The organism is Nonomuraea insulae (assembly GCF_042656245.1).
In genome coordinates, this window is sequence record NZ_JBHSPA010000073.1 from 204,922 (window position 1) to 217,015 (window position 12,094).

Below are 12,094 nucleotides of genomic sequence, written 5' to 3' on the forward strand. Positions count from 1 at the left end.
GGTACGATGGGCACGTGACTCAGCGTAAGCGGATCGATTCCTGGTTGTCCGACATGGACGGCGTCCTCGTCCACGAGGGGCGACCGGTCCCCGGAGCGGACGAATTCATCAAAAGGCTCAGCGAATCGGGCAAGAAGTTCCGGGTCCTGACCAACAACTCGATCTACACGCCGCGCGACCTGTCGGTACGCCTGGCGGGCGCGGGCCTAGACGTGCCGTCCGAGTCCATCTGGACCTCCGCGCTGGCCACCGCCCAGTTCCTCGACGACCAGCGCTCCGGCGGCTCCGCCTACGTGATCGGCGAGGCCGGCCTGACCACGGCGCTGCACGAGGTCGGCTACATCCTGACCGACCTCGACCCCGACTACGTGGTGCTCGGCGAGACCCGCACCTACAGCTTCACCCAGATCACCCGCGCCATCAGGCTCATCGAGGGCGGCGCCCGCTTCATCGCCACCAACCCCGACCCCATCGGCCCCTCCACCGAGGGCTCCCTGCCGGCCTGCGGCGCCGTGGCGGCCCTCATCACCAAGGCCACCGGGGTCGCCCCCTACTTCGTCGGCAAGCCCAACCCCCGCATGATGCGCAGCGCGCTCAACGAGATCGAGGCCCACAGCGAGACCACGGCCATGATCGGCGACCGCATGGACACCGACATCGTCTCGGGCATGGAGGCCGGCCTGTTCACGATCCTCGTCCTCACCGGCGTCACCCAGCGCCACGAGATCGACCGCTTCCCCTACCGGCCGTCCCTGGTCGTCGAGTCGGTGGCCGACCTCATCGAGCTGATCTGAACCTGACGGGATCTGACAGGTACGCGTGGCAGGCTTTGGTGCATGACCCGTCTCTACCTGGAAACCGGCCAGAAGAAAGTGTTCGCCTGCTCGCTCGACTGGCCCGGCTGGTGCCGCATCGACAAGGATGAGGAGGCGGCCATCGACCGGCTCATCGACTACGCGCCCCGCTACCGCGTGATCGCCGAGCGGGCCGGGCTGGCGTTCGAGCCGGGCGAGCCCGAGGTGGTGGCGACGGTGCGGGGGGCGGCGATGACGGACTTCGGGGCACCCTACGAGGTGCCCGACCTGGACCTGGAGCCGTTGCCCGCGGCGGAGGCCGAGCGCGGGGTGGCCCTGGTGCGGGCGGCGTGGGAGTTGTTCGAGGAGACTGCCGCCGTCTCGCCGGAGGAGCTGCGCAAGGGGCCGCGCGGGGGCGGGCGCGACCGTACCAAGATGGTGAATCATGTGACGGAGGCCGAGCGCGCCTACGCCAGGATGGTCGGGGTGCGGCACAAGCCGTTCAAGGAGCCCGGCGACCGGGAGGCGATGCGGGCGGAGCTGACCGAGGTGCTGTCGCGGCCCTGGGAGCCGCCGATGAGCACGAAATGGCCACCCCGCTACGCGATACGGCGCATCGCGTGGCACGTCATCGATCATCTGTGGGAGATCGAGGACCGGCGGGAGCCGGGGGGGAATGATCGAGGACCGGCGGGAGCCGGGGGAATGATCGAGGACCGGCGGTAGCCGGGGGAAATGACTGGCGGTAGCCGGGGGAAAATCCTCTACCCGCCCAGGGGGGTCTTTGCCTCTTTCCTCGCGATGCCGGTGGAGAGAATCACACCCGGCCTCTCCTTCCGATCGCCGATGACGTTCACCGCCTGCGACGATGGCATGACAGAAGCTGAGCGCGGCGGGTAAAGGGCGGGGTGGCGTGGACGTACGGGCGGAGATCCTCGACTTGAAACTGCGCGTGGAGGATCTCGAGACCACCGCTGAGCAGAGCGCCGGGCTGGACCGGCAGGAGGATCTCCTGCGCGAGATCGTCGACCGCTCCAGGAAGCTGCAGGCGGAGATCGCCGCGGTGAAGGCACAGCTGGCGCACGCCCAGGTGGAGATCAGGGAGGAGTTCTCGGCGGTCGGCACGGAGGTCGCCGGGGTCAGGAGGGATGTGTCAGGCCGGCCCGTGGCAGGGGGAGCGGAGAAGCTCGACATCCGGGAGGAGATCGCCGTCGAGTTCGGCGCCATCCGGTCGGAGATCGAGCACGAGTTCAACTTCCTCCGCTCCGAGGTCCTGGACCTGGGCATCAAGCTGGAGCGGCTGCTGCAGCGAACCCCCGCGGACGACCTTTAGACGCGGACGGCGCGCCTCAGACGACGGCGCCCCTCAGGCGACGGTGCATCTGAGACGACGGCGCGCCTCAGATGACGGCGCCCCTCAGACGGAGACGGACAGGGCCGGCTCCATCAGCTCGGACGGGCAGAGCTGGCGGATCACGCCCCGCACCTGGTCGCGCAGGTCGGGAGCGACCAGATGGCCGTTCTCGCCGAAGTGCTGCGGGCAGGCCGGCGAGATCACCAGTTCGGCGCCCATCACGACCGCCCCCGCGCCCAGCAGTTGCTTGTACAGCTCCGCCTGCGCCCACATGGCGCCGCACGCCCGCGCGCTCGCGCTCATCACCGCCACGTGCTTGCCCGACAGGCCCTCCCGCGCCGACATCCAGTCCAGCGCGTACGTCAGCTCCACCGGCAGCAGACTGTGCTCGGGAGCGGTCAGCAGCAGCGCGTCCCCGCCCGCGACCAGCGTGACCAGCTCGCACACCGAGGCCGGGACGGGCCCGGAACGGTACGGCGGGATCTCGCCCAGCCCCTGCCACACCTCGAAGCCCACGCCTGCCGGCAGCTCGCCGCCCGCTGCGTCCAGCAATTTGGTGATGAATGACCCCGCGTGCAGACTGGCGGCGATCCCGATGATTTTCACCCTCTGCTCCCAAGGGGTTCCGGTGTTACCGGGAAACCTGCCCGATGCCGCGGATGTCCAAGACCACGTCCCGGTCAAGAGGCGCACAGTCTTTGCCGGACGAGGGGACAGGCTGGTGGAGCCGCGTACTGGTTCAGGAGGCTGGTTCAGGAGGCTGGTTCGGGAGGCGGGTTCACGGGCCGGGCGGAGGGGCGCGCCCGGCCGGGCGTCATCGGGGGAGTGCGGTCACCGGCGGGCGGCGGCGCGGACGCGGCGCTCTTCCCGGCGCTCGACGAAGCGGGAGGCCGTGACATCGGTCTTGGCCAGGAACGCGGACAACTCCTCGCGCGCCTTCTCGCCTTCGGCGTCCAGCCCGGTCTTGTCGAACACCGACCACTGCCGCAGCACCGGCATGAGCACGTCGTCGAGGTGCAGACGCAGGTCGTAGATGCCCTCGTTCGCGATGATCAGGGATTTGCGGGCGAACCCCTCCATGCCCTGGCCGGGCATCTGGAAGGTGGTGACCACGTCGGTCACCGCGCGCATGGTCTGGCTCGGCTCGAGCTCGAAGGCCGCCTTGAGCAGGTTGCGGTAGAAGAGCATGTGCAGGTTCTCGTCGGCGGCGATCCTGGCCAGCAGCCGCTCACAGCCCTCGTCGCCGGAGGCCGTGCCGGTGTTGCGGTGCGAGATGCGGGTGGCGAGCTCCTGGAAGGAGACGTACGCGAGCTGCTGCAACATCGTGCCGTACTCGCTGGTGAAGCCGCTCGCCATGTGGGCCATGCGGGCCCGCTCCAGCGCCACCGGGTCGACGGCGCGGGTGACGGTCAGGTAGTCGCGCAGGGCGGTGCCGTGGCGGTCCTCCTCGGCCGTCCACCGGTGCACCCAGGTGCCCCAGGCGCCGTCGCGGCCGAACGTCGAGGCGATCTCGTGGTGGTAGCTGGGGAGGTTGTCCTCCGTGAGGAGGTTGACGATGAGCGACACGCGTACCGCTTCGGGGATTTTGGAGTCGCCGTCCTGCCATGCCTCGCCCCCGTAGATGCCGTCGAAGTCCCGGCCCTGGCTCCACGGGATGTACTCGTGCGGGAACCACTCTTTCGCCATCTTCTCGTGGCGTTCGAGCTCCCCGGCGACCACGGGCTCGAGCTCGTGCAGGAGTTCCGTCTGAGTCATCGCCATAAAAGATCTTCTCCTTCAGGTTACGGTACCGTAGGTTAGGCTACCCGAAGGACAAAGCGGTCAAATAGGGTGGATGTATGCGACCTAGTGTCCGTGGTGTCCTGCTCGATCATGACGAACGGCTGGTCCTGTTCCGGCGCACGGTGCCGGGGCGCGATCTCTACTGGTCAGTGCCGGGCGGGCACGTGGAGCCGGAGGACGGCACGCTGGAGGACACCCTGCGCAGGGAACTGCTGGAGGAGCTGGGCGCGACCGTCTTCGCGGTGACGCCGCTGACGACCGTGTCGTACCCGTGGAAGGGCGAGACGAAGACGCAGTACGTCTACGGCTGCCGGCTCGTGTCCATGGATCCCGAGCTGCGGCACGGGCCGGAGTTCGAGGACCCGTCGCGCGGCCTGTACGAGGTGGAGCGCGTCGAACTGGACCAGTCGGAGATCTCCGCCAGGAACCTCATCCCCGAGGCCGTGGCGGACTACCTGTCGGCCAACATCGCGGCCCTGCCCCGCCTCATCGGCTGATCCCTCAGGGGTCGCGGCGCAGGCGCTTGACGTCCGAGCGCTGCTTCTTGGCGGCGATGCGGCGCTCGACGGCGCCCCGGCTGGGCTTGGTCGGGCGGCGCCGCTTCGGCGGCGGGGCGATGGCCTCGCGCAGCCGCTGGGCCAGCCGGTGCGCGGCGGCCTCCCGGTTGCGCAACTGGGAGCGGTATTCGGAGGCGGCGATCGTGATCGTGGCGGAACCGAGGCGGTCGAGGGCCCGTGCCTTGAGCGCGGGCGGCAGCGCGACGCTCTGCGCCACGTCGAAGGTCAGCTCCACCCGGCTGTCCGTGGTGTTGACGCCCTGGCCGCCCGGACCTGACGAGCGGGAGAAACGCCAGACGAGCTCGATGTCGGGGATGACGATCGAGTCGTTGACGACCAGCGGGCCGGGCATGGGTGGAGCTCCTGTTCTCAGTTCCTGTATGGGATGTCACCGTATATGGACGGCATATGCCGTCCGCAACGGCATTTCTCCGCACCACAAGCAGTCGTCTGGCCGATTGCAACTCTCGTGTGCCACCATCGCGCGAAAAGATCACGGGGTTGGGGAGGCGCGGTGGCCGTCATCGTCGGCGTGCACGGGATCGGCAAGTACAACTACTACCTCCAGGCAGGCAGGTCCGCGCCGGGGGCGGCGGCGGCCATGCGCCTGAAGTGGGACCGCTACCTGCACGCGGCCCTCGGGGGAGAGGCGCGGGCGTACTTCGCCGAGATCGCCTACTTCTCCCACCTCCTGCACGACGGCGACGACGGCGACGACGGCGACGCGATCGCGAAGGCGTCGGCCGCCATGGAGGTCCAGGCCGAGCGGGTGCTCGTCGCGTGGGCACGGAACCTGGGCGTGGGCGAGCATGTCACGGAGGCGCTCAAGTCGTTCACCGGGTGGCTGCTGGACCGGCTGGACGGCAGGTCGGCGGCGTTCGCCAAGCTGTTCGCGCCCGAGGTGGCCGCCTACCTCACCGACCAGGGCAGGCGCGAGAAGTGCCGGCAGGCCGTGGCGGAGGTCATCAGGCGGAACCGGCCGAAGGTGGTGATCGCCCACTCGCTGGGCAGCGTGGTCGCGTACGAGGCCCTGTGGGCGAACCCGGACCTCCACGTCGACCTGCTGATCACCCTGGGCAGCCCGCTCGGGATGCGCAACGTCATCTTCGAGCGCCTCCTGCCCGCCCCCATCAACGGCCGCGGCGAACGGCCCAAGGGCGTCAGGCGCTGGGTGAACATCGCCGACAAGGACGACATCGCCGCCATCCCGCCCGCCCTGACCGCCAGTTTCACCGGCGTGGACGTCGAGCAGCTGGTCAACCTCGACTGGATCGACTTCCACACCGCCGAGAAATACCTGGGCTGCCCGGCACTGGACCCGCATCTGCGACCATTCCTGGCATGACGTGGATTGTCTTCGACTATGGCGGTGTCCTGTCCCTTCCCCAGCCGGAGTCCGACGCCGAGGCGATGGCGCGGGCCGTGGGAGCCGAGCCTGAGGCGTTCAAGCGCGGTTATTGGGAGCACCGGCTGGAGTTCGACCGGGGGCTGAGCCCGCACGCGTACTGGTCGGCGGTGCTGGGGCGGCCCGCGAGCCACACCGAGGTCGCGCGGCTGGTCGCCAGGGATGTCGCGAGCTGGGCCTACCCCAACGAGGGCACGGTCGCGCTGCTCGGCGAGCTGCTCGCGGCCGGGCGCGACGTGGCGATGTTGTCCAACGCGCCGGTCTGCGTCGGTGAGGGCCTGGACGAGCTGCCGTGGATCGCCGCGATCGGGCACCGCTTCTACAGCGGCAGGATGGGCCTGGTGAAGCCCGACCGGGAGATCTACGAGGAGCTGGCCCGCGGGCTCGGCGCCGACCCGTCCGAGGTCGTCTTCATCGACGACCGCCAGGAGAACGTCGAGGGGGCCGAGCGCGCGGGCATGACGGGCGTGCGGTTCACCGACGCCGCCGCCCTCCGCGAGATCCTTTCCGCTACCGGATGAATCGGGCGTCACAGGACGACTGATGCTGTTCACCCACGCTTGACTCCGCCGTCACAGCGGAGTCAGCGGGGGCGGCAATACCTGATGACGTGGACCGCAGAGCCTTCCTGACAGCGGCGACAGCCGGCCTCCTCCTCCCGCGGCCCGCCGCCCCGGCGGCGGCCTCCTCGTCCCGAGCCCTCAGATCCGATCCCTTCACGCTGGGCGTGGCCTCCGGCGACCCCTCCACCGACGGCTTCGTCCTGTGGACCAGGCTGGCCGTCGACCCGATGGGCGGCGACGGCCGCGGCGGCATGCCCTCCCGCGACGTGGACGTGGACTGGCAGGTCGCCACGGACGACCGCTTCGCCAAGATAGTCAAGTCCGGTACGGCCACCGCCCGCGCACGCGACGCCCACAGCGTCCACGTCGAGCTGAAGGGGCTGGAGCCGGGGCGCGACTACTTCTACCGGTTCAGGAGCCAGGGCCGGCTCTCACCGGCCGCCCGCACGAGGACGGCGCCGTCGGGGGAGACGCCGCTCAGGTTCGCGGTGGCCGCCTGCGCGCACTACGAGCACGGCTACTACACCGCCTACCGCCGCCTGGCCGAGCAGGAGCCCGAACTGGTGGTCTTCCTCGGGGACTACATGTACGAGTACGGCCCCAGCGGCTACACCGCCCTGGCCGGCCGCGTACGCACCCACACCCCGGGCAAGTGCCAGACCCTCGCCGACTACCGCCTGCGGCACGCGCAGTACAAGAGCGACCCCGATCTGCAGGCCGCCCACGCGGTGGCGCCGTGGCTGGTGTCGTTCGACGACCACGAGGTGGAGAACAACTGGGCCGGGCAGGTCTCCAGCACCGGGGCCCCGGGGTTCGGACAGCGGCGAGCGCAGGCGTTCAGGGCGTACTACGAGAACATGCCGCTGCGCCGCGCCAGCCTCCAGGGGGCGGTGCTCCGGGTGAACCGGCGCGTCTCCTGGGGGACGCTGGCGCGCTTCCACCTGCTCGACACGCGGCAGTTCCGCGACGACCAGGCGTGCCTGGACGGGGTGCGGGCGGGCTGTGACGACCGGCTGGCGGACAAGCGCACCCTGCTCGGCAACGACCAGTGGCGCTGGCTGGAGAGCGGCCTGAACGGCTCCACCGCCCGCTGGAACCTGCTCGGCCAGCAGATCATGATGGCCCACCGCGACTACAAGATCGGCCCGGGGCGTGAGGTGAACCTCGACTCCTGGGACGGGTACGCGGCCGAGCGCACCCGCCTGCTCGGCTCCCTGGCCCGCACGCAGAACCCGGTCGTGCTGACCGGCGACGCGCACATGCACCACCTGGCCGAGCTGAAGACCGACTTCGACGACCCGGACTCGCCGGTGGTGGCTCGGGAACTGGTGGCCTCGTCGATCGCCAGCGACGGCGACGGGTACCGGGACCGTACGTGGATCGCCGAGGCCCTGCAGGAGAACCCGCACATCTCCTACATCGACCAGCGGCGCGGGTACCTGGTGGCGCGGCTGGACCGGGACGAGCTGTCGGTGGACTTCAGGACGCTGGACTACATCACCCGCAAGGGGGCCAAGGCCAAGACCGCCCACCACATCACGATCCCGTCCGTCGCGGACGCCGCGGCCGCCGCGGGCCAGGCGGCGCCTCGCATCGGCTGAACGGCTGGGTGTCGCCTTTCCGCGTTGGCTGAAGGTTGGCTGGGAGTCCGCTGAGGATCTGCTCAACCGTCCGGCCGCATGGTGAAGGTCCGGCCGGACTCCGGGGTGGCAGGTTCGCCGGAGTCCGGCCGGGGGTGACCGGCCCGGGCGGGCGGGTGGTTTCCGCCCGGACCGGTCAGCTCATGCGCCGGGCCAGCTTCCGTCGGGGAACTCCCCCGACGTGCCGCCCGACATGACCACCTGGTCGCTGGCGCTCAGCCCGGAGGTGACCTCGACGTACTGGTCGCCGCGCACCCCGGTCTGTACGACCTTCGAGGCGTCCCGGCCGCCGGAGCGCACGGTGACCACCTGGGTGCCGTCCGACCTGCTGCGCACCGCCGCGGCCGGAACGAAGACCGTGTCCTTCGCCTGGTCCGTGGTGACCGTCACCGAGGCGGTCTGGCCGAGCATCAGCCCGGTCGGCGGCTCCTCGAAGGCGAGGGTGACCGAGTAGCGGACGAGCTGACCGTCCACGGTCGCGGTCGGCGCGATCGCCGTCACCGTGCCCTCGTAACGTTCGCCGCTCCGGGTGGCCAGGGTGATCTGCGCCTTCTGGCCGAGCTTGAGCCGGTTCACGTCGGATTCGGTGACCATGGCCTGGACCTGGAGCTCGTTCAGGTCGCCGAGGCTGATGAACGTGCTGGTGCCCGCCGCGTCGCCGGTCCCGCCCGCGACCGACAGGACCGTGCCCGCCGCCGGGGCCACGATCCGGGTCGCCCGTACGGCGTCGGCGGCCTCCTCGACGGCGGCTTCCGCGCGGTCCACGTTCGCGGCGGCCTGCTCCTCGCTGACCCCGCCCTTGGACTGCTGCCCCGTCCCGGTGCCGGCCTGCGCTGGGGTCTCGGCCTGCGCCGTCCCGGTCCCAGTCTGCGCGGTGGTCCCGGCCTGCGCCGTCCCGGTCCCGGTTTGCGCCGTGGTCCCGGCCTGCTGAGCCGTCCCGGTGGCGGTCTGCTGCGTCGCACCGGTGCCTCCGGTTTGCCCGCAGGAGCCCTGGGACTGGCGGCCGGTGCCGGCCGTGGGCTTCTTGCTCGCCGACGGCTTCGCACCGGTGGTGGGCTTGCGGCTGGTGGTGGGCTTGGCCGTGGCGGACGGTTTCGCGGTGGAGGTGGCGGACGGGGTGGCGGTGGCGGACGGACGTCCTCCGGCCTGCTCGTTCCCGCCAGTCCCGCCTGTGCCGCCGGTTCCGCCGTTCGACGCGCCGCCCGTCGGGGTGGCGGTGACGGTCTTGGTGACGACGGCCGTGACGGTGGCGGTGGCCGTCACGGTGACCGTCACCGTGGGCTGGGGCTCAGGGTCGGTGGGGTCGGGCCCGGTGGGCTCGGAGGTCGGCGTGCCCGTCGGGTGCGGCGTCAGGCTGGGCATGGAACTCGTGCCCGCGTCCGAGCCGGTCTTCCCCTCAGGCCCGGCCGTCGGCCCGAAGACGCCACCGGCCGCACCGACTCTCGCCGTGGTAGCGCCCGGCGTGGGGGTCGATACGTGGGTGGCCGGCGCCCCTGCGGGCGCAGTGGCAACGCCACCTGCGGGAACGCCGCTCACCGGGCCGCCGGTCGCGCCGTTCCTCGCGCCCCCGGTCGTGCCGCTGACCGCGCCTGGGGTGCCGGTCGCCGAGCTCCCGGGCGTGGGAGCGGCGCTGCGGGACGTGCCGGTCGCTTTGCCGCTCGGGACGGGAGCGGTGCCGGTCGCTTTGCCGGTCGGGACGGGAGCGGTGCCGGACGGGGCCGGAGTGGCGCCGGTCGCCGGAGTCGTACCGGTGGCCGGTACGCAGGCCGCCGTCGTCCTGCCCCCACCACCTGTCGAGGGAGAGGGCGTGGACGCGGACGTGGCCTCCTCGGCGGCTTCCTCGGCCGCAGCCAGGTCCGCCTTGGCCGCCGTGTACGCCTCCCGCGCCCCCCGCCCGTCGATCCTGGCCAGCACCTGCCCCTTCTTGACCTTGGCGCCGACCTTCACGTACACCTTCGTCAGCGTCCCCGAGGAGCCGAACGCCAGGTCCCTGCGCGAGCCGTCCACCGTGTTCCCCGCCGCGCTCACCGAGGCCGTCACCTGACCGCGCTGGGCGGCGGCCAGGCGGGCCTGAACGATGGTCGGGGCGTCGTCGCGCAGCGCCAGTGCCAGGCCGGTCCCGGCCACGAGCACGGCCAGGGCGAGCCCGCCCAGCGCGAAAGTCGGTCTCATGAGGGGCCATCATGGCCGAGCAGGGTCGCGGCAGGCTGGCAAGATCCTCAGAGTTACCTGTGTGTCCGGGAGCGCGCGCGAGTACACAGGTAACGTTCAGCTTGCTCGCGGCTGCGGCGCAGCATTGTGTGCGAGGGTCACCGCTCGTGAAGGTGTCGATCAGGCGCAGAGCGCTGATTACCAACGGGGTGCTCGCGGTGCTCCTGCTGGGCGGTGCCGGGCTCGCCTACGCACAGCTCGGCACGGGCCAGGCCGCGGGGGAGACCACGGTGCGCACGGTGAGCGTGAGCCGCGGCTCCGTGACCGCCTCGGTGTCCGCATCGGGAGCGGTCGAGAGCTCCCAGTCCAGAGCGCTTTCGTTCGGTACGAGCGGAACCGTGGAGAAGGTCTACGTCAAGGCGGGCGACAAGGTGGCCAAGGGCGACCTGCTGGCCCGGCTGGACGACGCCGCGGCCCAGGAGAGCCTGTCGGCGGCCAAGGCCACGTACCAGAGCGCGCTCGACGACGGGACGGACACGGCCCAGCTCTACGCCGCCTACATCAAGGCCCGCAACACCTACCGGGAGGCGCAGCGCACGGTCGCGGCCACCGTGCTGAAGGCGCCGTTCAAGGGCACGGTCACCGCGGTGAACGGCTCGGTCGGCGGCACGAGCTCGGGGTCCGGCGGCGGCGGCCAGGGTTCGACCCAAGGCTCTGGGCAGAGCACGACGGCGAGCACGACTTCGAGCGCGAGCGGCTTCATCGAGCTGGCCGACACCACCAAGCTGCAGCTCGTCGGCACCTTCACCGAGTCGGACGTCGGCAAGCTCAAGCAGGGCCAGGACGCCACGGTCACCTTCGACGCGCTGCCGGGCGTGAGCGCGACCGGTGAGGTCACCCAGATCGAGCCGGTCGCCTCCACCAGCAACAACGTCGTGCAGTACCCGGTGACGGTCACCTTCAAGAAGGTCCCGAGCCAGGTCAGGCTGGGCCAGACCGCCACGGTCGAGGTCGTGGTGGGCCAGGCCGACAACGTCGTCACCGTCCCCTCCACGGCGGTCTCCACCAGCGGCGGCCAGACCACGGTGACCGTGCTGCGGAACGGCAGCCAGGCCAGGACGCCGGTCGAGGTCGGCGTACAGGGCACGGCACTGACCGAGATCAAGTCCGGTGTGTCCGAGGGCGACCAGATCGTGCCTCCGTCCACCACGGCCGGCACCACGGGCAACGGCGGCGTCCAGCGGCAGTTCGGCGGCGGCGGAGGCTTCCCCGGCGGCGGCGGCGGCGTGCCCGGCGGAGGCGGACGATGACGCCCCCCGCGGAGCCGGTGCCCGTTCTGCGCGTGGAGAAGCTGGTCAAGGAGTACGGGGAGGGCGATGCCAAGGTACGCGCCCTGCGCGGCATCAGCCTGGACGTCCAGCGGGGTGACTACGTCGCCATCATGGGCGCCTCCGGCTCCGGCAAGTCCACGCTCATGAACATCCTGGGCTGCCTCGACGTGCCGACGTCCGGCTCGTACCTCATCGACGGCGCCGATGTCGGCCACCTGAACGAGCACCAGCTCGCCATCCTGCGCAACCGCAGGGTCGGTTTCGTCTTCCAGTCGTTCAACCTGATCCCGCGCATGAGCGCCCTGGCCAACGTCGAACTGCCCCTCGTGTACGGCGGCGTCGGCCAGTCCGAGCGCCGCGAGCGGGCCCTGGCCGCGCTGGAGCAGGTCGGGCTGACCGACCGGGTGCACCACGAGCCGAACCAGCTCTCCGGCGGCCAGCAGCAGCGCGTGGCCCTGGCCAGGGCCCTGGTCAACCGGCCGCGCGCGCTCCTGCTCGACGAGCCGCTCGGCGCGCT

Annotated in this window: 13 protein-coding genes; 9 read left to right on the forward strand and 4 right to left on the reverse strand. The window is 71.0% G+C overall.

The features are described 5' to 3' along the window. Positions 1–14: 14 nt before the first annotated feature. The 3 genes from ACFPZ3_RS50715 to ACFPZ3_RS50725 all read left to right on the forward strand — a co-directional run bounded on the left by ACFPZ3_RS50715 (position 15) and on the right by ACFPZ3_RS50725 (position 2,127). Positions 15–794, forward strand: coding sequence for an HAD-IIA family hydrolase (locus ACFPZ3_RS50715; protein ID WP_379521627.1), 780 nt, complete (start codon positions 15–17; stop codon positions 792–794). Positions 795–836: 42 nt separating this feature from the next. Beyond that, entirely contained in the window at positions 837–1,520 is a 684-nt protein-coding gene (locus ACFPZ3_RS50720; protein WP_379521628.1) for a hypothetical protein, read from the forward strand. Positions 1,521–1,707: 187 nt separating this feature from the next. Further along, complete coding sequence (locus ACFPZ3_RS50725) at positions 1,708–2,127, forward strand: hypothetical protein (RefSeq protein WP_379521629.1); 420 nt, start codon at positions 1,708–1,710, stop codon at positions 2,125–2,127. A gap of 84 nt (positions 2,128–2,211) precedes the next feature. On the opposite strand, the gene ACFPZ3_RS50730 is transcribed toward ACFPZ3_RS50725, so the two are convergent. Then, complete coding sequence (locus ACFPZ3_RS50730) at positions 2,212–2,754, reverse strand: NADPH-dependent FMN reductase (RefSeq protein WP_379521630.1); 543 nt, start codon at positions 2,752–2,754, stop codon at positions 2,212–2,214. A 225-nt stretch (positions 2,755–2,979) separates the two neighbouring features. Then, on the reverse strand, positions 2,980–3,909 hold the full coding sequence (locus tag ACFPZ3_RS50735) for an acyl-ACP desaturase (RefSeq protein ID WP_379521631.1): 930 nt from the start codon (positions 3,907–3,909) through the stop codon (positions 2,980–2,982). 77 nt (positions 3,910–3,986) lie between these two features. On the opposite strand from ACFPZ3_RS50735, the gene ACFPZ3_RS50740 reads away from it, so the two are divergent. Continuing rightward, complete coding sequence (locus ACFPZ3_RS50740; protein WP_379521632.1) at positions 3,987–4,427, forward strand: NUDIX hydrolase; 441 nt, start codon at positions 3,987–3,989, stop codon at positions 4,425–4,427. Positions 4,428–4,431: 4 nt separating this feature from the next. On the opposite strand, the gene arfB is transcribed toward ACFPZ3_RS50740, so the two are convergent. After that, positions 4,432–4,839: an alternative ribosome rescue aminoacyl-tRNA hydrolase ArfB gene (gene arfB / locus ACFPZ3_RS50745; RefSeq protein WP_379521633.1), complete on the reverse strand. Its 408-nt coding sequence runs from the start codon at positions 4,837–4,839 to the stop codon at positions 4,432–4,434. 162 nt (positions 4,840–5,001) lie between these two features. On the opposite strand from arfB, the gene ACFPZ3_RS50750 reads away from it, so the two are divergent. The 3 genes from ACFPZ3_RS50750 (at position 5,002) to ACFPZ3_RS50760 (ending at position 8,056) form a co-directional block, all read left to right on the forward strand. Next, positions 5,002–5,832: a hypothetical protein gene (locus ACFPZ3_RS50750; protein ID WP_379521634.1), complete on the forward strand. Its 831-nt coding sequence runs from the start codon at positions 5,002–5,004 to the stop codon at positions 5,830–5,832. Then, positions 5,829–6,413: an HAD family hydrolase gene (locus ACFPZ3_RS50755; protein ID WP_379521635.1), complete on the forward strand. Its 585-nt coding sequence runs from the start codon at positions 5,829–5,831 to the stop codon at positions 6,411–6,413. Before ACFPZ3_RS50750 ends, ACFPZ3_RS50755 begins: the two co-directional genes overlap by 4 nt. A gap of 89 nt (positions 6,414–6,502) precedes the next feature. Beyond that, positions 6,503–8,056, forward strand: coding sequence for an alkaline phosphatase D family protein (locus tag ACFPZ3_RS50760; protein WP_379521636.1), 1,554 nt, complete (start codon positions 6,503–6,505; stop codon positions 8,054–8,056). A gap of 180 nt (positions 8,057–8,236) precedes the next feature. On the opposite strand, the gene ACFPZ3_RS50765 is transcribed toward ACFPZ3_RS50760, so the two are convergent. Then, complete coding sequence (locus ACFPZ3_RS50765) at positions 8,237–10,267, reverse strand: efflux RND transporter periplasmic adaptor subunit (RefSeq protein WP_379521637.1); 2,031 nt, start codon at positions 10,265–10,267, stop codon at positions 8,237–8,239. A 146-nt stretch (positions 10,268–10,413) separates the two neighbouring features. On the opposite strand from ACFPZ3_RS50765, the gene ACFPZ3_RS50770 reads away from it, so the two are divergent. Further along, the gene (locus ACFPZ3_RS50770) at positions 10,414–11,556 is read left to right on the forward strand and encodes an efflux RND transporter periplasmic adaptor subunit (protein ID WP_379521638.1); all 1,143 of its coding nucleotides are present in this window, start codon (positions 10,414–10,416) and stop codon (positions 11,554–11,556) included. Then, positions 11,553–12,094 (forward strand): ABC transporter ATP-binding protein (locus ACFPZ3_RS50775; protein ID WP_379521639.1); only part of this gene is annotated, 542 nt, incomplete at its 3' end. The genes ACFPZ3_RS50770 and ACFPZ3_RS50775, both read left to right, overlap by 4 nt.

Coding starts and splice junctions, on each gene's coding strand:
- ACFPZ3_RS50720 (WP_379521628.1), top strand. CDS start 837: ATGACCCGTCTCTACCTGGAAACCGGCCAGAAGAAAGTGTTCGCCTGC.
- ACFPZ3_RS50755 (WP_379521635.1), top strand. CDS start 5,829: ATGACGTGGATTGTCTTCGACTATGGCGGTGTCCTGTCCCTTCCCCAG.
- arfB (WP_379521633.1), bottom strand. CDS start 4,839: ATGCCCGGCCCGCTGGTCGTCAACGACTCGATCGTCATCCCCGACATC.
- ACFPZ3_RS50765 (WP_379521637.1), bottom strand. CDS start 10,267: ATGAGACCGACTTTCGCGCTGGGCGGGCTCGCCCTGGCCGTGCTCGTG.
- ACFPZ3_RS50735 (WP_379521631.1), bottom strand. CDS start 3,909: ATGGCGATGACTCAGACGGAACTCCTGCACGAGCTCGAGCCCGTGGTC.
- ACFPZ3_RS50740 (WP_379521632.1), top strand. CDS start 3,987: ATGCGACCTAGTGTCCGTGGTGTCCTGCTCGATCATGACGAACGGCTG.